At 72.4% G+C, this 21,798-nt stretch carries 25 protein-coding genes and 1 pseudogene; 23 read left to right on the top strand and 3 right to left on the bottom strand.

Annotated elements, in window-relative coordinates; all coding sequences use genetic code 11:
• Positions 1–60 precede the first annotated feature (60 nt).
• The 19 genes from rho to ACFEMC_RS13345 all read left to right on the top strand — a co-directional run bounded on the left by rho (position 61) and on the right by ACFEMC_RS13345 (position 16,616).
• The gene (rho, locus tag ACFEMC_RS13435; RefSeq protein WP_380170102.1) at positions 61–2,187 is read left to right on the top strand and encodes a transcription termination factor Rho; all 2,127 of its coding nucleotides are present in this window, start codon (positions 61–63) and stop codon (positions 2,185–2,187) included.
• Positions 2,188–2,324: 137 nt separating this feature from the next.
• Positions 2,325–2,540: a 50S ribosomal protein L31 gene (rpmE, locus tag ACFEMC_RS13430; RefSeq protein ID WP_367639502.1), complete on the top strand. Its 216-nt coding sequence runs from the start codon at positions 2,325–2,327 to the stop codon at positions 2,538–2,540.
• Positions 2,541–2,644: 104 nt separating this feature from the next.
• The gene (gene prfA, locus ACFEMC_RS13425) at positions 2,645–3,706 is read left to right on the top strand and encodes a peptide chain release factor 1 (RefSeq protein ID WP_380170101.1); all 1,062 of its coding nucleotides are present in this window, start codon (positions 2,645–2,647) and stop codon (positions 3,704–3,706) included.
• 135 nt (positions 3,707–3,841) lie between these two features.
• Positions 3,842–4,327 carry an ArsR/SmtB family transcription factor gene (locus tag ACFEMC_RS13420; RefSeq protein WP_380170100.1) on the top strand — a complete coding sequence of 162 codons (486 nt, stop codon included), beginning with the start codon at positions 3,842–3,844 and terminating at the stop codon, positions 4,325–4,327.
• 5 nt (positions 4,328–4,332) lie between these two features.
• The gene (locus tag ACFEMC_RS13415; RefSeq protein WP_380170099.1) at positions 4,333–5,442 is read left to right on the top strand and encodes a serine hydrolase domain-containing protein; all 1,110 of its coding nucleotides are present in this window, start codon (positions 4,333–4,335) and stop codon (positions 5,440–5,442) included.
• Between the two features lie 9 nt (positions 5,443–5,451).
• Positions 5,452–6,297: a peptide chain release factor N(5)-glutamine methyltransferase gene (gene prmC / locus ACFEMC_RS13410; RefSeq protein ID WP_380170098.1), complete on the top strand. Its 846-nt coding sequence runs from the start codon at positions 5,452–5,454 to the stop codon at positions 6,295–6,297.
• A gap of 57 nt (positions 6,298–6,354) precedes the next feature.
• Positions 6,355–7,074, top strand: coding sequence for an L-threonylcarbamoyladenylate synthase (locus ACFEMC_RS13405; protein ID WP_380170097.1), 720 nt, complete (start codon positions 6,355–6,357; stop codon positions 7,072–7,074).
• Positions 7,071–8,246 (top strand): MraY family glycosyltransferase, encoded by a 1,176-nt coding sequence (locus ACFEMC_RS13400; RefSeq protein WP_380170096.1) that lies wholly within the window; start codon positions 7,071–7,073, stop codon positions 8,244–8,246. The genes ACFEMC_RS13405 and ACFEMC_RS13400 overlap by 4 nt, the downstream gene beginning before the upstream one ends.
• 143 nt (positions 8,247–8,389) lie before the next feature.
• Complete coding sequence (locus ACFEMC_RS13395; RefSeq protein ID WP_380170095.1) at positions 8,390–8,827, top strand: ATP synthase subunit I; 438 nt, start codon at positions 8,390–8,392, stop codon at positions 8,825–8,827.
• A complete protein-coding gene (locus tag ACFEMC_RS13390; protein WP_380170094.1) occupies positions 8,824–9,054 on the top strand; it encodes a hypothetical protein in 231 nt (76 codons plus the stop codon). Before ACFEMC_RS13395 ends, ACFEMC_RS13390 begins: the two co-directional genes overlap by 4 nt.
• Positions 9,055–9,142: 88 nt before the next feature.
• Entirely contained in the window at positions 9,143–9,931 is a 789-nt protein-coding gene (gene atpB, locus ACFEMC_RS13385) for a F0F1 ATP synthase subunit A (protein WP_380170093.1), read from the top strand.
• 65 nt (positions 9,932–9,996) lie between these two features.
• Positions 9,997–10,212 (top strand): ATP synthase F0 subunit C, encoded by a 216-nt coding sequence (atpE, locus tag ACFEMC_RS13380; RefSeq protein ID WP_380170092.1) that lies wholly within the window; start codon positions 9,997–9,999, stop codon positions 10,210–10,212.
• 51 nt (positions 10,213–10,263) lie between these two features.
• Complete coding sequence (locus ACFEMC_RS13375) at positions 10,264–10,839, top strand: F0F1 ATP synthase subunit B (RefSeq protein WP_380170091.1); 576 nt, start codon at positions 10,264–10,266, stop codon at positions 10,837–10,839.
• Entirely contained in the window at positions 10,836–11,663 is an 828-nt protein-coding gene (locus ACFEMC_RS13370; protein ID WP_380170090.1) for a F0F1 ATP synthase subunit delta, read from the top strand. Before ACFEMC_RS13375 ends, ACFEMC_RS13370 begins: the two co-directional genes overlap by 4 nt.
• A gap of 87 nt (positions 11,664–11,750) precedes the next feature.
• A complete protein-coding gene (gene atpA, locus ACFEMC_RS13365; protein ID WP_380170089.1) occupies positions 11,751–13,388 on the top strand; it encodes a F0F1 ATP synthase subunit alpha in 1,638 nt (545 codons plus the stop codon).
• Positions 13,389–13,437: 49 nt separating this feature from the next.
• On the top strand, positions 13,438–14,346 hold the full coding sequence (locus ACFEMC_RS13360) for a F0F1 ATP synthase subunit gamma (protein WP_380170088.1): 909 nt from the start codon (positions 13,438–13,440) through the stop codon (positions 14,344–14,346).
• Positions 14,347–14,411: 65 nt separating this feature from the next.
• Positions 14,412–15,872 (top strand): F0F1 ATP synthase subunit beta, encoded by a 1,461-nt coding sequence (atpD, locus tag ACFEMC_RS13355; RefSeq protein ID WP_380170087.1) that lies wholly within the window; start codon positions 14,412–14,414, stop codon positions 15,870–15,872.
• The gene (locus tag ACFEMC_RS13350; protein ID WP_380170086.1) at positions 15,872–16,147 is read left to right on the top strand and encodes a F0F1 ATP synthase subunit epsilon; all 276 of its coding nucleotides are present in this window, start codon (positions 15,872–15,874) and stop codon (positions 16,145–16,147) included. Before atpD ends, ACFEMC_RS13350 begins: the two co-directional genes overlap by 1 nt.
• A 16-nt stretch (positions 16,148–16,163) precedes the next feature.
• Positions 16,164–16,616 (top strand): DUF2550 domain-containing protein, encoded by a 453-nt coding sequence (locus ACFEMC_RS13345; protein WP_380170085.1) that lies wholly within the window; start codon positions 16,164–16,166, stop codon positions 16,614–16,616.
• Here ACFEMC_RS13345 and ACFEMC_RS13340 read toward each other — a convergent pair.
• Positions 16,613–16,942 (bottom strand): hypothetical protein, encoded by a 330-nt coding sequence (locus tag ACFEMC_RS13340; protein ID WP_380170084.1) that lies wholly within the window; start codon positions 16,940–16,942, stop codon positions 16,613–16,615. The two genes, ACFEMC_RS13345 and ACFEMC_RS13340, sit on opposite strands and share 4 nt — an antisense overlap.
• A gap of 359 nt (positions 16,943–17,301) precedes the next feature.
• Between ACFEMC_RS13340 and ACFEMC_RS13335 the strand changes: the two are divergent.
• Positions 17,302–17,589: pseudogene (locus ACFEMC_RS13335) on the top strand (STAS domain-containing protein); the annotation flags it as partial.
• Positions 17,590–17,678: 89 nt separating this feature from the next.
• Here the strand turns inward: ACFEMC_RS13335 and nucS are convergent.
• The gene (gene nucS, locus ACFEMC_RS13330) at positions 17,679–18,374 is read right to left on the bottom strand and encodes an endonuclease NucS (protein ID WP_380170083.1); all 696 of its coding nucleotides are present in this window, start codon (positions 18,372–18,374) and stop codon (positions 17,679–17,681) included.
• Positions 18,375–18,538: 164 nt separating this feature from the next.
• Here nucS and ACFEMC_RS13325 point away from each other — a divergent pair, with 164 nt between their 5' ends.
• Genes ACFEMC_RS13325 through ACFEMC_RS13315 form a run of 3 tightly spaced genes read left to right on the top strand, consistent with a single transcriptional unit; the run spans position 18,539 to position 20,661 of the window.
• Positions 18,539–18,835: a hypothetical protein gene (locus ACFEMC_RS13325; protein WP_380170082.1), complete on the top strand. Its 297-nt coding sequence runs from the start codon at positions 18,539–18,541 to the stop codon at positions 18,833–18,835.
• A 22-nt stretch (positions 18,836–18,857) separates the two neighbouring features.
• A complete protein-coding gene (locus ACFEMC_RS13320) occupies positions 18,858–19,949 on the top strand; it encodes a threonine aldolase family protein (protein ID WP_380170081.1) in 1,092 nt (363 codons plus the stop codon).
• A complete protein-coding gene (locus tag ACFEMC_RS13315) occupies positions 19,942–20,661 on the top strand; it encodes an alpha/beta hydrolase (protein ID WP_380170080.1) in 720 nt (239 codons plus the stop codon). The genes ACFEMC_RS13320 and ACFEMC_RS13315 overlap by 8 nt, the downstream gene beginning before the upstream one ends.
• 9 nt (positions 20,662–20,670) lie before the next feature.
• Here the strand turns inward: ACFEMC_RS13315 and ACFEMC_RS13310 are convergent, their stop codons facing one another.
• Entirely contained in the window at positions 20,671–21,765 is a 1,095-nt protein-coding gene (locus tag ACFEMC_RS13310) for a cellulose-binding protein (RefSeq protein ID WP_380170079.1), read from the bottom strand.
• Between the last annotated feature and the right edge of the window lie 33 nt (positions 21,766–21,798).

The following is a 21,798-nucleotide window of genomic DNA, read 5'->3' as shown; positions in this document are numbered from 1 at the left end:
CGGACCCGACGAAGCGCCGGATCCACCGGTCAGTCGCACCGACGAGGGGGAAGGACCTTCGTGACCGACACCACCGACATCGCCGCCATCGACGGCTCGTCCGAGGCGCCTGCGCGCCGCACGGGCAGCTTGTCCGCGTTGCGGCTCCCGCAGCTGCAGGCCCTGGCGTCCGAGCTGGGCATCACGGGCACCGGCCGCATGCGCAAGGTGGACCTGCTCGCCGCCATCCGCGAGCACGAGTCCGGCACCGCGCAGCGCAGCGCGCGTGCGGAGGCTCCCGCCGCTGCGGCCCCCGCCGTCCAGCAGCCCGTGGTGCAGCAGCCGGTCGAGCAGCCCGCCGCCGTGCAGCAGCCCGCTGAGCCGGCCGAGCAGCAGACCGAGCAGCAGCCCACCGAACAGCCCGTCCAGCAGGCTCCCCGGTCGCGGTCGCGCCGCGCCGGTGCTCCCGCGGGGGCCCCGCCGGTGACGACGGCCGAGCCGGTCGTCGCCGACGAGCAGCCCGCGGCCCAGGTGCCCGCGCAGTCGTCGTCCCCCGAGGGCGACCCCGCGCCGCGCACCGAGCCGACGCTCGACGACTTCACCCGCGGTCGCGGTGACCGCCCCGAGCGCAGCGACCGGAGCGAGCGCTCCGACCGTGGTGAGCGCGGGGAGCGCGGCGAGGACTCCTCGCCGCGGCTGTCCCGTCGCGAGCGGGCCCGTCGCGACCGTGTCCGCGAGCCCGACCAGCAGGTCGAGCTGCCGAACATGCCGCGTCGTGACGCCGCCGAGGGCGAGTCCCGCCGTGACCGCCAGGACCGTGCCGAGCGCACCGCGGACCGGGGCGAGGGTCGTGCCGACAACCGTCCCGAGGGTCGTGAGGACCGGGCCGAGCGCTCCGGCGAGCGCACCGAGCGCCCGCAGGCCGCGCAGAACGGTCCGGACGACTTCGACGGTGAGGGCGGCCGTCGTGGCCGTCGCAACCGGTACCGCGACCGCAAGGGCCGCCGCGGTGGTCGCGAGGGTGGCGGTGCGCCCGAGATCGACGAGAACGTCTCCGAGGACGACGTCCTGCTGCCCGTCGCGGGCATCCTCGACGTCCTCGACAACTACGCGTTCATCCGCACCTCCGGCTACCTCGCCGGCGCGAACGACGTGTACGTCTCCCTCGGCCAGGTGAAGAAGAACAACCTGCGCCCCGGCGACGCCGTCACCGGTGCCGTCCGCCAGCCCCGCGAGGGCGAGCAGACGGGGGCCCGCGCCAAGTTCAACGCGCTCGTCCGGGTCGACACCGTCAACGGCGCGGCGCCCGAGCAGGCCCGGCACCGCCCGGACTTCACCAAGCTGACTCCGCTCTACCCGCAGGAGCGGCTGCGCCTGGAGACCGAACCCAACGTCCTGACGACGCGCATCATCGACCTGATGTCGCCGCTGGGGAAGGGTCAGCGCGGTCTCATCGTGGCCCCGCCGAAGGCCGGCAAGACGATGGTGATGCAGGCCATCGCCAACGCCATCACCACGAACAACCCCGAGTGCCACCTCATGGTCGTCCTGGTGGACGAGCGGCCCGAAGAGGTCACCGACATGCAGCGGACGATCAAGGGTGAGGTCATCGCCTCCACCTTCGACCGCCCCGCTGCCGACCACACCGCCGTCGCCGAACTCGCCATCGAGCGGGCCAAGCGCCTCGTGGAACTCGGCAACGACGTCGTCGTGCTGCTCGACTCCCTCACCCGCCTGTCGCGCGCCTACAACATCTCGGCGCCCGCCAGCGGCCGCATCCTCTCCGGTGGTGTCGACGCCTCGGCGCTCTACCCGCCGAAGCGTTTCTTCGGTGCGGCCCGCAACGTCGAGAACGGCGGCTCGCTGACGATCCTGGCCTCGGCCCTGGTCGAGACGGGCTCGAAGGCCGACGAGGTCATCTTCGAGGAGTTCAAGGGCACCGGGAACATGGAGGTCCGCCTGTCGCGCCAGCTGGCCGACAAGCGCATCTTCCCCGCCGTCGACGTGCCGGCCTCCGGCACGCGGCGCGAGGAGATCCTCATGTCCCGCGAGGAGCTGCAGACCGTCTGGAAGCTGCGCCGCGTCGTCACCGCGCTCGACGCGCAGGCCTCCATCGAGCTGCTGCTCGACCGCCTGAAGAAGACCCGCAGCAACCTCGAGTTCCTGCACCAGGTCCAGACGTCCACCCCGCTGGTCAACAAGGACTGACGGGAACATCCCCGGGGGGCCGCCGGTTGTGAAGGACCGGCGGCTTCCTGTGGGAGACTGCTTCGACACCGCAGGTACCGGCTCACGCCAGCTCGACCGGCGACCCGGTACCGACTGAGCGCCTTGAGGAGAGAACCATGAAGGCTGGGATCCACCCGGACTACGTCGAGACCCAGGTCACCTGCACCTGTGGCGCGACGTTCACCACCCGCAGCACCGAGAAGAGCGGCGAGATGCGCGCCGACGTGTGCAGCGCCTGCCACCCCTTCTACACGGGCAAGCAGAAGATCCTGGACACCGGTGGCCGCGTGGCCCGCTTCCAGCAGCGCTACGGCAAGAAGACCGCCAAGTAGTCCGCTCACAGCGCCGGTCCCACCGCCCCACGGGGTGGAGGGGCCGGCGCTGTCGCGTTCCCGCCCTCCGTGTCGATCCGCACCGTCCCTGCCAGGAGCCCTGAGTGTTCGAGACCGTCCAGCCGCTGCTCGACGAGCACGCCGAGCTCGAACGCCGCCTGGGTGACCCCGCGGTGCACGCCGACGCGGGGCTGGCCCGCCGGCTCGGCCGCCGCTACGCCGAGCTGCAGCAGGTCGTCGAGGCCCACACCGCCTGGCGCGCGGCCATGGACGACGCCGAGGCCGCCCGCGAGCTGGCCGCCGAGGACCCCGGCTTCGCCGCCGAGCTGCCCGCGCTGGAGCAGGCGGCCACCGACGCGGGGGAGCGGTTGCGCCGCGTCCTGCTGCCGCGCGACCCCGACGACGCGCGCGACGTGATCCTCGAGATCAAGGCCGGGGAGGGCGGTGAGGAGTCCGCCCTCTTCGCCGGGGACATGCTGCGCATGTACCTGCGGTACGCCGAGCAGCGCGGCTGGGCGACCGAGCTCCTCGACGCCACCCCCAGCGACCTCGGCGGGTACAAGGACGTGTCGGTGGCCGTCAAGAGCCGCGGCGCCGCGGCCGAGGGCGTCTGGCACCGCCTGAAGTACGAGGGTGGGGTCCACCGCGTCCAGCGCGTCCCCGTCACCGAGTCCCAGGGACGCATCCACACGTCGGCGGTCGGGGTGCTCGTGGTCCCCGAGGCCGAGGAGGTCGAGGTGGACGTGGACCCGAACGACCTCCGGATCGACGTCTTCCGCTCCTCCGGTCCCGGCGGCCAGAGCGTCAACACCACCGACTCCGCCGTGCGCATCACCCACCTGCCCACGGGCATCGTCGCCAGCTGCCAGAACGAGAAGTCCCAGCTGCAGAACAAGGAGTCGGCGCTGCGCATCCTGCGGGCCCGCCTGCACGCCGTGGCCCAGGAGGCCGCCGACGCCGAGGCCTCGGCTGCCCGCCGGTCCCAGGTGCGCACCGTCGACCGCTCCGAGCGCATCCGCACGTACAACTACGGCGAGAACCGCATCGCCGACCACCGCACGGGCTTCAAGGCGTACAACCTCGACACGGTGCTCGACGGTGAGCTCGACCCGGTCATCCAGTCGGCCATCGACGCCGACGAGGCCGCCCAGCTCGCTGCCCCCTGACCCGATCCTCCCGCTCCCTCGTGGAAAACACTCTTTCCGCCCTCGACACGCCCGTGTCAGGGGCGGAAAGCGTGTTTTCCGCGTCCTCGGCCTCACGGAATGCGTAGCAACTACGGATCGGCGTAGCATCGACGCGTGGACGACGAACGGTGGGCCCTCCTCGAGAAGCGCCTCGCCGCGCTCGAGGCCCGCGTCGCCGACGGAGCCGACCCGCGGGACGACGACGCCTTCTGGGCGCTGCGGGAGCTGAAGCGGCAGGCGGAGGGACGCTCGCACGTCCTCTTCACCGGCAGCGTGACGCTGCCGACGGGCGCGCACTACGAGTGGCAGGAGACCGTCGAGGTGTCCTCGATGCTCGAGGCCGATCCGACGCAGGCCGTCGCCGCGCTGTCCGCCCTGGCCCACCCGGTGCGGCTGCAGCTGCTGCACAAGGTGCTCCACGGCCGGCGCACCGTCTCCGAGCTGGGGGAGGGCCTCGGCACCTCCGGTCAGCTCTACCACCACCTGCGCCAGCTCGTCGCCGAGGGCTGGCTGGCCACGTCCGGTCGGGGCCTCTACGACGTCCCGGCCGAGCGGGTGGTCCCGCTCCTGACCCTGCTCGCCACCGCTGGACTGAGGTGATCGTGATGTCCGTCAAGCCCTTCCGATCCGCTCTGCGCACGAGCGGCCTGCTGGCCGCCCTCTCCGCCGCGGTCCTCGGTCTCACCGCCGCGGCCGCGCCGACACCACCCGTGCGGTCGGCCGACGCGACCGGCGACCCGGCTCTCGCCGACCGCCTCCGGGCCGCCACGGCGGACGTGGCCGGCCAGGGCTTCGCCGTCGCGGCCGGCGACTCCACCACGAGCGCGTCCGCCGCCATCGGGACCGCCGCCCCCGGGCGGGCCCTGACGGCGGGAACGCCGCAGGAGATCGGCTCGGTGACGAAGGGGCTCACGGGCCTCCTGTTCGCCGACGCCGTCGCGCGCGGGGAGGTCGCCCCCGCCACGACGCTCGGCGACGTCCACCCGTGGCTGTCCGGCCCCCTCGCCGCCACGACGCTCGAGGAACTGGCCACGCACACGTCGGGGCTGCCGCGGCTCAGCACGCGGGCAGCGCTCGCCGCGCCGATCACCGCCGTCACCTACGGGAATCCGTACCGGTGGGACACTCCCGAGAACCTGTTGCGCGACGCCGCCTGGACGCCGCTGCGGGGGCCGAGGGGGCAGTACGCCTACTCCAACCTCGGCTACGCCCTCCTGGGCAACGCGCTCGCGCGGCGGCTGGGCCAGCCGTACCCCCAGCTCGTGCACGACCGCGTCCTGCAGCCGCTCGGCCTGGACGCGACGGAGGCCGCCCCGGCTGAGCTCCCCGCCGACCGCGCCCGTGAGCTCGGTCCGGACGGTCGGCCCAGCGCGCCCTGGCGTTCGAGCGGCAGCACCCCGGCGGGCATCGGGGTCTACTCCACCGCGGACGACCTGGGGCGGCTCGCGGCGGCCGTCGCCCGCGGCGAGGTGCCGGGCGCCCGTGCGCTGCGGCCCGTCGTGCAGACCCCCGGCGCGGGCATCGGCTGGGGGTGGCTGTCCGCGGAGCTCGGTGGACGGCACGTCGTCGGCGTCAACGGCGCGACGACGGGCGTCCGCACGTCCGTCTGGGCCGTCCCCTCGACGGGCCAGTGGGTCGCGGTCACCTCCCCGAGCGGCAGCACGGACGAGGCGGACACCCAGACCGTCGCCTTCCGGCTCCTCGGCCTGGCCTAGCCTGCGCGGGTGGTCACCGCGCGTCAGCTGCTCGTCGAGGCCGGGCGGCGGCTCGCCGAGGCCGGCGTCCCCACCCCCGCCGCGGACGCCGAGACGCTGCTCGCGCACGCGCTGGGCGTCACCCGCTCCCGCCTCGGGGTGCTCGTCGCCCTGGGGGACCCGGTGGACCCCGGTGCGTTCGCCGACCTGCTCGACCAGCGCGCCGACCGGGTGCCGCTGCAGCACCTGACCGGTCGCGCCGGGTTCCGCGGTCTGGAGCTGCGCGTCGGCCCGGGGGTGTTCGTCCCGCGGCCCGAGACCGAGACCGTGGCCGGCCTCGCGATCGAGGAGGCCTCGCGCCTCGACGGGCCCGTCGTCGTCGACCTCTGCACCGGGTCCGGGGCCATCGCCCTGGCCGTGGCGGCGGAGGTACCGTCGGCCCGCGTGCACGCCGTCGAGCTCGACCCGATGGCGCACGCCTGGGCCCGCCGCAACGTCGACGACCTCGCCCCCGCCGTCGACCTGCGCCTGGGCGACGCGGCCACGGCCTTCGACGACCTCGACGGAACGGTCCACGTCGTCGTCAGCAACCCGCCGTACGTCCCGCCGGGCGCGGTACCCGTCGACCCCGAGGTCGCCGAGCACGACCCCGAGGTCGCCCTCTACGGCCTGGGGGACGACGGGCTGCAGGTGCCGCGCCGGGTCGTCGCCGCCGCCGCGCGGCTGCTCGCGCCGGGTGGGTACGTCGTCGTCGAGCACGCCGAGGTCCAGGAGCAGTCGGCCCGGGCGATGTTCGGCCCGACCTCGTGGACGGACGTCCAGAGCCACCGGGACCTCACGGGCCGTCCCCGCGCGACCACGGCCCGCCGCCGCTGACGCGCCGACGCACGCCTGCGGTTCCGCCGAGTGGCCGCGGTGGGAGACTCTTGCCCCGTGAGACCCCCGTTCGACTGCGCCGACCCCGTCATCCGCGACCGCGGGCTGTCCGCCGCGCACAACGCCGTCAAGCGCGGTGAGGTCGTGGTGCTGCCGACCGACACCGTCTACGGCATCGGTGCCGACGCCTTCAACCCCGCCGCGGTCACGCGCCTGCTCGAGGCCAAGGGGCGCGGGCGCCAGATGCCGCCGCCCGTCCTCGTGCCCGAGACGCGGACCATCGACGGGCTGGCCAGCTCCATCCCGTTCGCGGTGCGCGAGCTCGTCGACGCGTTCTGGCCCGGGGCGCTGACGATCGTCTGCCGGGCCCAGCCGTCCCTGACGTGGGACCTGGGGGACACGAACGGCACCGTCGCGCTGCGGATGCCGCTGCACCCCGTCGCGCTGGAGCTGCTGCAGCGCACCGGTCCGATGGCCGTCTCCAGCGCCAACAAGTCGGGCCAGCCGGCGGCGACCCTCGTCGAGGAGGCCGTCGAGCAGCTCGGGGAGTCGGTGCGCGTCTACCTCGACGGCGGCGCCAGCCCCAAGGGCGCACCCTCGACCATCGTCGACGCCTCCGACGGGCCCCTGCGCATCCTGCGGCTCGGGGCGATCAGCGAGGCCGAGCTGCGCGCGGCCGTCCCCGACGGCTGGGCCGAACCCGAGCAGCCCGCCGACCGACCCGCGGAGGACGCACCGGAGCAGGAGCCCGGGACGGCGCCGCTCACCAGCGGATGAGGGCCTACCTCCTCGTCATCGTCGTGGCCGCGGCCGTGACGTACCTGACGACGCCGCTGGTGCGGCGCATCGCCCAACGCGTCGGGGCGGTGACACCGCTGCGGGACCGGGACGTGCACACCGTTCCCATCCCGCGGCTCGGCGGTCTGGCGATGCTCTTCGGGATGGTGGCGGCGCTCGTCGTCGCGAGCCGCATCCCCTTCCTGTCCCGCGTGTTCGACACCGACCCCGGCCCGCTGTGGGTGCTGGTCGGCGCCGCGGTGGTCGTTGCCGTCGGGGTCGCCGACGACATCGTCCAGCTCGACGCCGTCACCAAGCTGGCCGGGCAGGTGCTCGCCGCGGGGATCATGGGGTGGCAGGGGGTCAGCCTGCTGCAGCTGCCCATCGGCGGTGTGACGCTGCTGTCCGGGCGGACGATGATGATCATCACGATCCTCGTCGTGCTCGTGTCGGTGAACGCGGTGAACTTCGTCGACGGTCTCGACGGCCTCGCGGCGGGGATCGTCGGCATCGGCGCCATCGCCTTCTTCGGCTACTCCTACACGCTGCAGCGGGGGAGCGTGCCGGACGACTTCTCCTCCCTCGCCACGCTCATCGCCGCCATCACCGTCGGGGTGTGCCTGGGCTTCCTGCCGCACAACTTCCACCCCGCGCGCATCTTCATGGGCGACTCCGGCTCGATGCTGCTCGGCCTGCTCATGGCGAGCTCGACCATCGCGGCGACGAGCACGGTCGACCCCGAGACGGTCGAGAACGAGCAGATCGCGCCCGCCTTCTTCCCGCTGCTGCTGCCCATCGCGGTCCTGCTCGTGCCGTTCATGGACATGGTCCTGGCCGTCGTGCGCCGCACCCGCGCGGGCAAGGCGTTCTGGCACCCCGACAAGAAGCACCTGCACCACCGTCTGCTGCAGATCGGCCACTCCCACCGCGTCGCCGTGCTCGTCATGTACTCGTGGGCCGCGTTCCTCAGCTTCGGCGCCGCGACCTCGGCCTTCCTGCCGCTGCCGCAAGCCCTCGCGGTGGCGTTCGCCGCGGGCTGCCTGGTGCTCGCGCTGACGTTCCTGCCGCTGTACTGGCGGCGGAAGCGGCCCCAAGTCGAGGACGTCGCGGTGCCGGCCGCGGATGCGCCGGACAGGCCCGCCCCGGCCCGCAGTGAGACGTCGCGCACATGACCTCAGGTCGACGACGACGCGGTGTAGGAGGTGCCGGAGCTCGTGATAGCTTTCACGAAGTCTCCCCGGTTCACGACGGACCTGGGGCTGCCGCCGATGAGCCTGTCCAGCCGGACGACCCGCCGACGACGAAAGTGGAATCCGTGAGCACGAGCACCGACGCAGGGGTCCAGGCCGCGCAGGCCTTCGGCATCCTGCTGCGCCGGGCGTCCCTCGTGACCGGGATCGCCGCCGTCGTGTGCGTCGCGGTCGCATGGGTCTGGAAGGGTCCGTCCGCGGGGTTCTCGTCGCTGATCGGCGCCGCCATCGTCATCGCCTTCTTCGGGGCGCGGCTGGTGGTGATGCGCAAGGTCACCGAGAAGAACCCGCACATGATCATGCTGACCGCGATGGTCGTCTACAGCGTCAAGATCGTCCTCCTGGGCGTCGTGATGCTGCTGCTCATCCGCGTCGACGGGATCTCCGGCCCGGCCTTGGGGTTCACCGTGATCCTCACGGCCGTCGTCTGGCTCGCTGCGGAACTGCGCGGGTTCATGACGATGCGCATCCCCGTGTTCATGGGCGGTGAGCAGCCGAAGTGAGCCTGGCGAAGCCCTCGGACGACCCGAGCACCGACATCGGCAACGGCCTCACCGAGAAGGTGGCGTGGAGCATCACGTCCTACCTCATCTCGGGGGCCATCCTCGGCGGCCTCGCCGGCTGGGGAGTGGACCACCTGCTCGGCACCCACTTCATCGTGGGGCTCGGCTTGGTCCTCGGCAAGGCGTTGACTTTGTACTACGTGTGGCTCCGGTACGGTACGCACTGACCGCGGGACGCCCGACCACTGTTCAGGGGGCCACGCGGCCGGCAGACCGGCCCCGTTCCCACGATGAAGTTCGCACGGAGGAGTTGACGTGAGCCTGGCCATGCTGGCTGCCGCGGAACACACGTACACCGCGCCCGACCAGAAGATCTTCTGGCAGCCGCTCATCGGGAGCGGGCCGTTCGCCATCACGCGGCCGGCCATCGTCTTCGCGTTGTCCGCCGTGCTCATCATCTGGCTGCTCCTCGCGGGCACGAAGCGCCTGAGCGTCGTCCCGGGCAAGAAGCAGATGGTCGTCGAGGCGGGCTACGGGTTCGTCCGCAACTCCATCGGCCGGGACATCATCGGGTCCAAGGAGTTCCTGAAGTTCGTCCCGCTGCTCTTCACGTTCTTCTCGGTCATCCTCGTCAACAACCTCTTCGGCGTCATCCCGCCGATCCAGTACCCGACGATGGCGCGCATCGGTTTCCCGCTCGCGCTGACGATCATCCTCTACCTGACCTACCACACGGTCGGCATCCGCAAGAAGGGCTTCGCGGCCTACTTCGCGGGCGTCGTGCCGCACGGTCTGCCGAAGCCGATCGTCCCGCTGGTCTTCCTGCTCGAGGTCCTCTCGATCGTGGTCATCCAGCCCGTCACGATCACGCTGCGGCTCTTCGGCAACATGTTCGCCGGCCACCTGATCCTCGTGCTGTTCATCAGCGGCGCGGAGTACATGCTGCTCGACGGTGGTCTGGGCCTGAAGATCGTCGGCATCCCGACCATCGTCATGGCCTTCGCCCTGACCCTCTTCGAACTCTTCGTCGAGTTCCTCCAGGCGTACGTCTACACGATGCTCGCCGCCACGTTCATCGCCAGCGCCCTCGCTGACGAGCACTGACCCGCCCCACCCAGGACTCCGGGGCGCGGACGTGCGCACCGGCAACGAAAGGAAGACGCAGGACCATGACTGGCTCCCTCGCCATCGTCGGCTACGGCCTCTCCGCCATCGGCCCGGGCATCGGCATCGGCCTCATCTTCGCGGCGTACATCAACGGCGCCGCCCGTCAGCCCGAGGCCCGCGGCATGCTCCAGAGCATCGCCATCCTCGGCTTCGTCCTCGCGGAAGCGCTGGCCATCTTCGGCATCGCGCTCGCCTTCGTCTTCCAGGGCGGCAACTGACCTGGTCGCTGACCAAGTCGATCCCGCTGCCCTGAGCTCGAAGGAGGAAACGTGCTCGTAGCAGGCTTCGCCGCCGCCGGTGAGGAAACCGAAGCGGTCCCGGGCGACCCGCTGTACCCGATCCTGCCGCACCTCGGTGAGCTGATCGTCGGCATCATCTTCGCGATCATCATCTACGCGGTGGTCGCCAAGAAGGTCGTCCCGCGCCTCGAAGCGATGTACGAGGAGCGGCGCGCGGCCATCGAGGGCAACGTCGAGAAGGCGGAGAAGGCCCAGGCCGAGGCCCAGGCCGCCCTCGATGAGTACAAGGCCCAGCTCGCGGACGCCCGCGGCGAGGCCAACCGCATCCGTGAGGAGGCGCGCCAGCAGGGTGCGCAGATCCTCGCCGAGATGCGGGAGCAGGCGCAGGCCGAGTCCGAGCGCATCACGACCGCGGCTCGCGCCACGATCGAGGCGGAGCGCGCGCAGGCGACTGCGCAGCTGCGTGCCGAGGTGGGTCGCCTGGCGACCGACCTGGCGTCCCGCATCGTCGGTGAGTCGCTGCAGGACTCCGCTCGCCAGAGCGGCGTCGTGGACCGCTTCCTCGCCGACCTCGAGCGCAGCGAGTCGGGGGCGACCTCCCGATGAGCGAGCTCGACTCCGGCGTCGCGAAGGCGAGCCTCGCCGCCGCGCAGCAGGTGCTCGACGCGCAGCTCGCCACCGAGGGGGCCGACGCAGGCCGGACGGGGGAGGACCTCTTCGCCGTCACCAGCCTGCTCGACTCCTCGGTGGGGCTGCGCCGGGCGCTGACCGACCCGTCGCGGGAGAGCTCGGCCAAGGCCGAGTTCGTCCGTCGCACGTTCACCGGCAAGATCGGCACGGCCGCCGTCGAGACGGTCGCCGCGCTGGCGTCCTCGCGCTGGACGGCCGGTCGTGACCTGTCGGACGCCACCGAGCGGCTCGCGGTCGTCGCGGTCGTCACGCAGGCGGAGCGGTCGGGGCACCTGGACGCGCTGGAGGACGAGCTCTTCCGGTTCTCCCGCACCATCGCCGGCAACGCGCAGCTGCGCGACGCCCTGGCCGACCGCACGGCTCCGGACGCCAACCGCGCCTCGCTGGTCTCCCGGTTGCTGCTCGACAGGGCGGCACCCGAGACGGTCCAGCTGGCCCGTCGCGCGGCGGTCTCGCCGCGCGGCATGCGCGCCGAACGGCTGCTCGAGGAGTGGGTCGAGGTCGTGGCCGCGCGCCGCGAGCAGCTCGTCGCCCACGTCGTGAGCGCCACCCCCCTGAGCGAGACCCAGCGCGAGCGCCTCGCGGCCTCGCTGTCGCGCCAGTACGGCCGGGCCATCAGCGTCACGGTCGACGTCGACCCCCACCTCGTGGGCGGTCTGCGCGTGAGCATCGGCGACGACGTCATCGACGGGTCCATCGCGACCCGCATCGACGAGGCCCGTCGCCGCCTGGCCGGCTGAGCCCGCCCTGAACACCCCACCCCGCGGGACGCGGGGGATGATGGACTTCGAGAACTGCAGGACCCGAGAAGGAGAGCAGGGCTTCCCATGGCCGAGCTGACCATCCGCCCGGAGGAGATCCGGGACGCTCTCGACGCCTTCGTGGCGTCGTACGACCCCGGCACCGCCGCGCGTGAGGAAGTCGGCCGCGTGACCGACGCGGGCGACGGCATCGCCCACGTCGAGGGCCTGCCCTCGGTCATGGCGAACGAGCTGCTGCGCTTCGAGGACGGCACCCTCGGCCTCGCGCAGAACCTCGACGTCCGCGACATCGGTGTGGTCGTCCTGGGCGACTACGCCGGCATCGAGGAGGGCCAGGAGGTCCACCGCACGGGTGAGGTCCTCTCCGTCCCCGTCGGTGACAACTTCCTCGGCCGCGTCGTCGACCCCCTCGGTGCGCCGATCGACGGCATGGGCCCGATCGAGGCCGAGACCCGTCGCGCCCTGGAGCTGCAGGCCCCCTCGGTCGTCCAGCGCCAGGAGGTCCGCGAGCCGCTGCAGACCGGCATCAAGGCGATCGACGCCATGATCCCCGTCGGCCGCGGCCAGCGTCAGCTGATCATCGGCGACCGCCAGACCGGCAAGACGGCGATCGCGATCGACACGATCATCAACCAGAAGGACAACTGGGCCTCGGGTGACCCGAAGCAGCAGGTCCGCTGCATCTACGTCGCCATCGGTCAGAAGGGCTCCACGATCGCTTCGGTGAAGCGTTCGCTGGAGGAGGCCGGCGCGATGGAGTACACGACCATCGTCGCGGCCCCCGCGTCCGACCCGGCCGGGTTCAAGTACCTCGCGCCCTACACCGGTTCGGCCATCGGCCAGCACTGGATGTACGCGGGCAAGCACGTCCTCATCGTGTTCGACGACCTGTCCAAGCAGGCCGAGGCCTACCGCGCCGTGTCGCTGCTGCTGCGCCGCCCGCCGGGCCGCGAGGCCTACCCCGGTGACGTCTTCTACCTGCACTCCCGTCTGCTGGAGCGTTGCGCGAAGCTGTCCGACGAGCTCGGTGCCGGGTCGATGACGGGTCTGCCGTTCATCGAGACCAAGGGCAACGACGTCTCGGCGTACATTCCGACGAACGTCATCTCCATCACCGACGGCCAGATCTTCCTGCAGTCGGACCTGTTCAACGCGAACCAGCGTCCGGCGATCGACGTCGGCATCTCGGTGTCCCGCGTCGGCGGTGCGGCCCAGACGAAGGCCATCAAGGGCATCTCGGGGACGCTGAAGCTGGACCTGGCGCAGTTCCGCGCCATGGAGGCGTTCGCGATGTTCGCCTCCGACCTGGACCAGGCCTCGCGCAACCAGCTCGCCCGCGGTGCGCGCCTCGTCGAGCTGCTGAAGCAGCCGCAGTACACGCCGTTCTCCCTGGAGGAGCAGGTCGTCTCGATCTGGGCCGGCACCACCGGTCAGCTGGACTCCGTCGAGGTCTCGGACATCTCCCGCTTCGAGCGCGAGTTCCTCGAGCACGTCAAGCGCAACCACGGCGAGCTCATGCAGGGCATCCGCGAGACGAAGCAGTTCTCCGACGGCGCCAAGGACGAGCTGAAGAAGGCCATCGACGCCTTCAAGCCGCAGTTCTCGGCGGGCTCGACCGACTCGGCCGTCCCGGCCGACGAGGACCACGGCCGGACCGACGCGGACGACATCTCGCAGGAGCGCATCACCACCACCAAGCGCTGAGTCGCGTGGCAGTCGCAGGACCGAGCGGAGCAAGGAAGAGGAGCAGGACATGGCAGGCCAGCTGAGGGCCTACCGGCGGCAGATCCGCTCGGTCCAGGCGACCAAGAAGATCACCCGCGCGATGGAGCTCATCGCCGCGTCGCGGATCATCAAGGCGCAGGCGAACGTGCGCGCGTCGACCCCGTACGCGCGGGCGCTGACCCGCGCCGTGTCGGCGGCGGCGTCGAACTCCTCGCTCGACCACCCGCTGATCACCGAGAAGGCCGAGGTCAAGCGCGCGGCGGTCCTGCTGCTGTCGTCCGACCGCGGTCTGGCCGGGGCGTACTCCTCCAGCGTCCTGCGCGAGGGGGAGCGGCTCGTCGCGACCCTGCGCGAGGAGGGCAAGGAGGTCGCCCCGTACCTGGTCGGCCGCAAGGCGGTGGCGTTCTACAACTTCCGCCGCCGGCCGGTCGTGGACTCGTGGGTCGGCTTCACCGACTCCCCGGCCTACGACGACGCGAAGAAGATCGGCGACCGGCTGCTGGCCGACTTCGCCCAGGACTTCGCGCAGGGCGGGATCGACGAGATCCACGTCGTCTACACCCACTTCGTCAGCATGGTGACGCAGGAGCCCCGGGTCATCCGGCTGCTGCCGCTGGAGGTCGTCGAGGGCGTCGAGGCGCCCTCGGGCAGCGACCTGCAGCCGCTGTACGAGTTCGAGCCGAGCGCTGACGCGGTGCTCGACGCGCTGCTGCCGCAGTACGTCAACAGCCGCATCTTCAACTGCCTCCTGCAGGCGGCGGCCTCCGAGCTCGCGGCGCGTCAGCGGGCCATGAAGAGCGCGACCGACAACGCGGACGAGCTCATCAAGAAGCTGACCCGACTGGCCAACAACGCCCGTCAGGCCGACATCACCCAGGAGATCAGCGAGATCGTCGGCGGCGCCGACGCCCTCGCCTCCTCCGGTTCGCGCGCCTGACGGCTGCCGGGCCCACCCCACACTTCTGCACGAACTCACTCGACGAAGGAAGCCCGAGGAGCGACATGACCGCCACCGTCAACGAAGCGCCCACCAGCACCAGCAAGGGTGCGACCGGACGCATCGCCCGAGTCATCGGGCCCGTCGTCGACATCGAGTTCTCGGCCGACTCCATGCCGGACCAGAACAACGCCCTCACCACCGAGGTGAGCATGGGCGGCGAGACGTCGACCGTGACGCTCGAGGTGGCCTCCCACCTCGGCGACAACATGGTCCGCGCCATCTCCCTCAAGCCGACCGACGGCATGGTCCGCGGCGCGCCCGTCGTCGACACCGGTGCGCCGATCTCGGTGCCCGTCGGCAACGTGACCCTCGGCAAGGTCTTCAACGCCATCGGCGAGGCCCTGAACCTCGAGGAGGGCGAGCGCCTCGAGGTCACCGAGCGTTGGCCGATCCACCGCAAGGCCCCGAGCTTCGACCAGCTCGAGTCCAAGACCCAGATGTTCGAGACCGGCATCAAGGTCATCGACCTGCTCACCCCGTACGTCCAGGGTGGGAAGATCGGCCTCTTCGGTGGTGCGGGCGTCGGCAAGACCGTCCTCATCCAGGAGATGATCCAGCGCGTCGCGCAGGACCACGGTGGTGTGTCGGTGTTCGCCGGTGTCGGCGAGCGCACCCGTGAGGGCAACGACCTCATCGCCGAGATGGCCGAGGCCGGCGTCTTCGACAAGACCGCCCTGGTCTTCGGCCAGATGGACGAGCCGCCGGGGACGCGTCTGCGCGTGGCCCTGTCCGCCCTGACGATGGCGGAGTACTTCCGCGACGTGCAGAAGCAGGACGTGCTGCTCTTCATCGACAACATCTTCCGGTTCACCCAGGCCGGTTCCGAGGTCTCCACGCTGCTCGGCCGCATGCCTTCGGCCGTCGGGTACCAGCCCACGCTGGCCGACGAGATGGGTGTGCTCCAGGAGCGCATCACCTCGACCCGTGGTCACTCGATCACCTCGCTGCAGGCGATCTACGTCCCCGCGGACGACTACACCGACCCGGCCCCGGCCACGACGTTCGCGCACCTCGACGCGACGACGGAGCTGTCGCGCGAGATCGCGTCGCGCGGTCTGTACCCGGCCGTGGACCCGCTGACCTCCACGTCGCGCATCCTCGACCCGCTGTACATCTCCAAGGACCACTACTCCACCGCGGTCCGCGTCAAGCAGATCCTGCAGCGCAACAAGGAACTGCAGGACATCATCGCCATCCTCGGTGTCGACGAGCTGTCGGAGGAGGACAAGCTGACGGTGAGCCGCGCTCGCCGCATCCAGCAGTTCCTCTCCCAGAACACGTACATGGCGGAGAAGTTCACGGGCGTCTCCGGCTCGACCGTCCCGCTCAAGGAGACGATCGAGGGCTTCTCGAAGATCGCCGACGGCGAGCTCGACCACATCGCCGAGCAGGCCTTCTTCAACGTCGGTGGGCTCGAGGACGTCGAGCGCAACTGGGCGCGCATCCAGAAGGAAACCGCCTGATGGCTCTGCAGGTCGAACTCGTCGCGGCGGACCGCTCGGTGTGGTCCGGCGAGGCCTCGCTCGTGCGTGCGCGCACGGCGGAGGGTGAGATCGGCATCATGTCCGGGCACGAGCCGCTGCTCGCCATCCTCGCCCCCGGCGACGTGGCGATCTCCGGTTCCGGTGCGGACGGGGTGACCGCGACCGTCAGCGGTGGGTTCTTCTCCGTGGACCACGACAAGGTGACGATCGTCGCCGAGCAGGTCGAGGTCACCGCGGGTTCCGGCACGCGCTGAGAACGGCTGGGCGACGGTGCACGAGGTCCTGCTCTCCCTGGAGATCGCAGGCGCGTGCGCCGTCGCCCTCGTCGTGGTGCTGGTGCTCGTCGTGCTGCGCCGCCGCCGCCTCATGGCGCGCCTCGGGACGTTCGACTGTTCCGTCCGGCAGGCCCGTGGTGGCCGGCGGCGCTGGGCCCTGGGCGTCGCGCAGTACGAGCGCGACCGCCTGGACTGGTACCGCACCTTCTCGCTCTCCCCGCGCCCGTCGTGCAGCTACGCACGGCGGGCGCTGGCCGTCACCCTGTTCCGCGAGGCCGAGGGACCGGAACTCGTGGCCGTGCAGCCGGGCGCGATGATCGTGGAGTGCCGGCTGGAGTCCGAGGGTGCGGGCGAGGAGATCGAGTTCGCGATGGGCCGGGACGCCTACACCGGTTTCGCGAGCTGGCTGGAGTCGGCCCCGCCCGGCCAGGGCGTCAACGTCGCCTAGCCCTTGCGTTCCAGGATCTGCCGGGCCAGTCCGGCCTCGGCCGGGAAGACCATCACCCGCGGCCCCTCGGTCGTGGGCGCGAGCGTGGCCCGGATGCCCGCGTCGACGAGCGTGCGCCGTTGCACCTCGGCCTCGACGAACGTCGGGGGAGCGGAGACCACCTCGAGCAGGCCGTACTCCTCGCTCGACCCCTGCTTCGGGCGGCGTTCGACGACCGACTTCCCGTGCGAGAACGTCCAGCGCAGCAGCAGCACCAGGACCGTGACCGCCACGAGGGCCACGACGGGTCCGAAGGCGTAGGAGTAGCTGCTCCAGCTGATCTGCACGCCCCCATCCTCCCCCTGCCACCGCCGCAGGTCACCGTTGGGCAACGGCTCGGTGCTTCACCTGCTCAGCGGTGTCGCTCGGTGGCAGAGTGTGCGCACAGCGTCACCGTCGGTCTCATGCTCCCCAGTCGTCACTCGTGGCCAACTCGTGGGGGACGGGGTGCAACCGACCGGCGGTCCGCTGCGTCTGACCGGTGACGATCACACGATCACGACCGGCGTCCTCGGGGGAGGAACAGATGGCGATCGGACTCGCGACGGTGCCGGGCACCGTCCGCAACGACCCGACGGTGCCCAGCGCCGCGGACGACGTCGCGGCTCGCCGGGCCGCGCGCTCGGCTCCCGGCAGTGCGGCGACCGTGGACGACGTCGTCCACGGCCAGGTCCTGCACGTCGGCGGGCGGCTCGACGTCCACACGGTGCCCGACGTGCGCGCCGCGCTGCACGCGGCCGTCGACGCGGGGACGGGCGACCTCGTGGTCCAGGTCGACGGCATCGTCGTCGCCGACGCCACGGGGCTGGGGGTGTTCGTGGGCGCCCACCGTCGCGCTCAGCGGACCGGCCGGCGCCTCGTCCTGCGCGAGGTGCCGCTGCCTGCGCTGCGGCTGCTGCGCGTCACGCGGCTGCACCTCGTGCTGCAGGTCGAGGACGCCCCCGCCCAGGCCGTGGACCGGACGGCCGTGCGTCGCGCGCGGGCCGAGGCCATCCTGCTCGGCTCGGGGCGCGGCGCCGGAGCTCAGAACAACCGCGAGTCCACGTCGTCGATCCCGCGCAAGGCGTCGTAGTCCAGCGTCACGCAGCGGATCCCGCGGTCGACGGCCAGCGTCCGCGCCTGCGGCTTGATCTCCTGAGCGGCGAGGACGCCGGTCACGGGGGCCAGCAGCGGGTCGCGGTTGAGCAGGTCGAGGTAGCGCGTGAGCTGCTCGACCCCGTCGATCTCGGCGCGGCGCTTGATCTCCACGGCGACCGCCCGGCCGCCGGCGTCGCGGGCGAGGATGTCGACCGGGCCGATGGCGGTCATGTACTCGCGGCGGACCAGCGTGTAGCCGTCGCCCAGGGTGCCGATGTGCTCGGCCAGCAGCTTCTGCAGGTGCGCCTCGACGCCGTCCTTCACCAGACCCGGATCGACGCCCAGCTCGTGCTCGGAGTCGTGCAGCACCTCGTGGATCGAGACGACGAGGCGGTCGTCGGTCTTGGTGTGCTGGACCGTCCACGTCTCCACGACTCCGGCCTCCCGCGCGTCCTCCTCCGGCACGGCCACCGTCAGGCGCGCCGGGGGGCTCATCCAGTTCAGCGGCTTGTAGCTGCCGCCGTCGGAGTGCACGAGCACGCTGCCGTCGGCCTTGACGAGCAGGAGGCGCATGGCCAGCGGGAGGTGGGCGGTGAGCCGGCCCGCGTAGTCGACGGAGCAGCGGGCGATGACAAGACGCACGAGGGGCGAGCTTACGAGACGCCCCGGCGGGCACCGGGCAGGCACGTGTAACGAAACCGGGCCCCGGCACGACTACCTGTCGAACCGAGCGTGGCCACGGTGGTGTGGAGGGGACACCACCGCGGCAGCGCCCGGTCAGGCCGACCGGTGCGTGGCTTGAGAGCATGACGCCCGTGCCCCGCTCGAACCGCCGCCGTCCCGACCCGCCGCCCCGTGCGCCGCTGGGTCGCGGGGTCGACCGCACCGTCTCCGGCCCGGACGGGGAGTGGGTCGTCCGCGAGCTGCGCGGGACCTCGTCGGAAAAGACCTACACCTGCCCCGGCTGCCGGCAGGACATCCCGCCCGGCACGCCGCACCTCGTCGTCTGGCCCTCGCGGGGGACCTTCAGCCCCGCCGACGGCGCGACCGAACGACGGCACTGGCACCGGGCCTGCTTCGGCGCCCGTGGCCGACGGTTCTAGGGGCCGCGGGTAACGTGCCGGGGTGAGCACTGCCACCCCGTCCCTGCACGCCGCGGCGTCCCTGCACGACCCGGCCGTCCGGGGGTTCGCCAGCGACAACGCCGCCGGCATGCACCCCGAGGTCCTGCAGGCCCTCGTCGCCGCGAACGGCGGCCACGTCCCCAGCTACGGCGCGGACGCCTACACGACCGCGCTCACCGAGGCGCTGCACGGGCACTTCGGACCGGACACCACCAGCGTGCCCGTCCTGACGGGCACCGGTGCGAACGTCGTGGCGCTGCAGGCGCTGACGTCGCGCTGGGAGTCGGTGCTCGCCTCGGACCAGGCCCACGTCCTGCACGACGAGGCCGGTGGGCTGGAGCACGTCGGCGGGGTCAAGGTCATCGCCCTGCCCACGGTCGACGGCCTGGTGGACCCCGCCGACGTCGAACGCGCGGTGCGGGACGCGGACAGCCCCATGCGCGCCCCCGTGGGGGCGCTGACCCTGACCCAGAGCTCCGAGCTCGGGACGGCCTACGGCCTGGACCAGCTGCGCGACCTCGTCCGGGTCGCCCACGGGCTCGGGGTGCGGGTGCACGTCGACGGCGCGCGGCTGTCCAACGCCGCGGTCTTCCTCGGTTGCGGGCTGGGGGAGATGACGACCGCCCTCGGCGTCGACGCCGTCTCCGTGGGTGGCACCAAGAACGGTGCCGCGCTGGCCGAGGCCGTCGTCGTGCGCGGCGAGCGGCCCGCGGAAGCGTTGCGGCGCCTGGTGAAGCCGACGATGCAGCAGTCCTCCAAGACGCGGTTCGTCAGCGCCCAGCTGCTGGCCCTCTTCGGCGGCGACCTGTGGCGGCGCGCGGCCGGCGCCGCCAACGACGCCGCCACGGCACTGGCCGAGGCCGTCCGGTCCGCCGGCGTGGAGACGACGCGGCCCGTCCAGGCCAACGCGGTGTTCGCGGCGCTGCCGCCGGCCGTCGCCGGCCGCGCGGCCGCACGGGTGCCGTTCCACGTCTGGGACGAGCGGTGGGCGCCCGGTCTCGTCGAGGTGCGCCTCGTCGCGAGCTTCGACACGACGACGCGGGACGTCGAGCACTTCGCCACCGTGCTGCGCGAGGAGCTGGCGCGTGGGTGAGATCCGTTCCGACACCGTCCTGCCGGCGCGGCGCGAGGACGTCGAGCTGCACACGGCCGACGGGGTGACGCTCGTCGGTGAGCTGGCATTGCCGGCCGACCGGGACCCCGTCGCGACGCTCGTGACGCTGCACCCGTTGCCGACCGCGGGCGGGTTCATGGACTCGCACGTCCTGCGCAAGGCGGCCAACCGGCTGCCGGAGCTGGCCGACCTGGCGGTGCTGCGGTTCAACACGCGGGGGACGGAGTCGCCGCGCGGGCGCAGCGGCGGGACGTTCGACGCCGGCGGCGCCGAACGCCACGACGTCGCGGCGGCCCTGGAGTTCGTCGAGTTCCGCGACCTGCCGCACGTCTGGTTGCTGGGCTGGTCCTTCGGCACCGACCTCGCGCTCGTCCACGGCCGCGACCCGCTCGTGGAGGGGTTGCTGCTGCTGTCCCCGCCGCTGCGGTGGTCCACCGAGGACGACCTGCGCGCCTGGGCGGAGTTCGGGCGGCCCGTGACTGCGTTGGTCCCGGAGTTCGACGACTTCCTGCGCCCCGACGAGGCCGTGCGCCGGTTCGCCCCGCTGACCCAGGCCGAGGTCGTCCCCGTCGCGGGCGCCCGTCACCTGTGGGTGGGGGAGAGCGCGGTGCGCCGCGTCCTGGACGAGGTGGTCGCGCGGGTCGTCCCCGCGCGCTCACCCCTGCCGACGGAGCACCCCGCCGCCCCCTGAGCCGACCGGTCAGCCCGGCTGCTGCACCGGTTCCTCGTCGCGGACGTCCACCTCGTGGGCGTTCTCACGGGCGGGCAGCTTGGGCGCGAGCCCCAGCAGACCCCGCAGGTCGTCGAGCTGGTCGGTGATCTGGTCGCGCTGGTTCATCAGCTCGTCGACCTCGGACTGCGCCCCGCTGCGGGACCGCTCGGCCTGCTCGCGGGCCGTCTCGACCATCGCCTGGGCGCGCGCCCGGGCGTCGGCGAGCAGCTCGTCGGACTCGCGGCGGGCCGTCTCGGCGCGCACCGCGGCCTGAGCGACGGCGTCGGCGCGGATGGACTCGGCCGCCTCGACGGCCTCCCGCGCGCGCTCCTCGGCCTCGGCCGCACGCTGCTCGGCCTCGGCGATGCGGGCGGCGGTGCGGGCCGCGGCGACCTCGAGGCGCTGCCGGTCCTCCTCGGCCGCCTGTTCGCGGGCCGCGGCCAGCGCCAGTTCCTGCTCGCGCACGCGGGCGTCGGTGCTCGAGCGCAGCTCGATGACCTCGCGCTCGGTCTGGGTGCGCAGGGCGGCGACCTGGCGCTCGGTGGCCGCGATGGTCTCGGCCGTCTCGTGCTGCGCCGCGGCGATGAGCTGCTCGGCCTGCCGGTGGGCGGCGGCCGTCAGCTCGGCGGCCGTGCGCTGGGCGGCGTCCACCATGCCGTCGGCCTGGTGCTTGGCGCGGGAGACGATCTCCTCGGCGTCGCGGCTGGCCTCACCGGTGCGGCGGCGGGCGTCCTCGTCGGCCTGCGCGCGGGTGCTCGACGCCTCGGCGCGGGCCTCCTCGCGCAGCCGGTCCGCGTCGCGGCGGGCCGAGCGCAGGATCTCCGAGGACTGGTCCTCGGCGAGCCGGAGGAGCTTCTCCATGCGGGCGCCGAGCCCGGCGTAGGAGGGCTTCTCGTGCTCGCGCAGCTCCTTCTGGGCCTCGGCGAGCTTCTCCTGGGCCTGCAACTTCTCGTGGTCGACCTGGGCGACCCGCGCGCGGGCCTCGGAGAGGGCGTCGTCGAGGTGCTTCAGGCGGGCGTCGACCTGGCTGCGTTCGTAACCGCGGACGACGATGCTGAACGCGTCGTGGGAGTCGGTGGACACCGGCGGACCTCCGGCGAGGGCGAGGGCGGAAGG

The sequence above is a fragment of the Kineococcus sp. DHX-1 genome (genome assembly GCF_042473625.1).
In the GTDB taxonomy this organism is placed as follows: domain Bacteria; phylum Actinomycetota; class Actinomycetes; order Actinomycetales; family Kineococcaceae; genus Kineococcus.
Note: the sequence above shows the minus strand (reverse complement) of the source record. Positions and strands in the feature narration are given on the sequence as shown.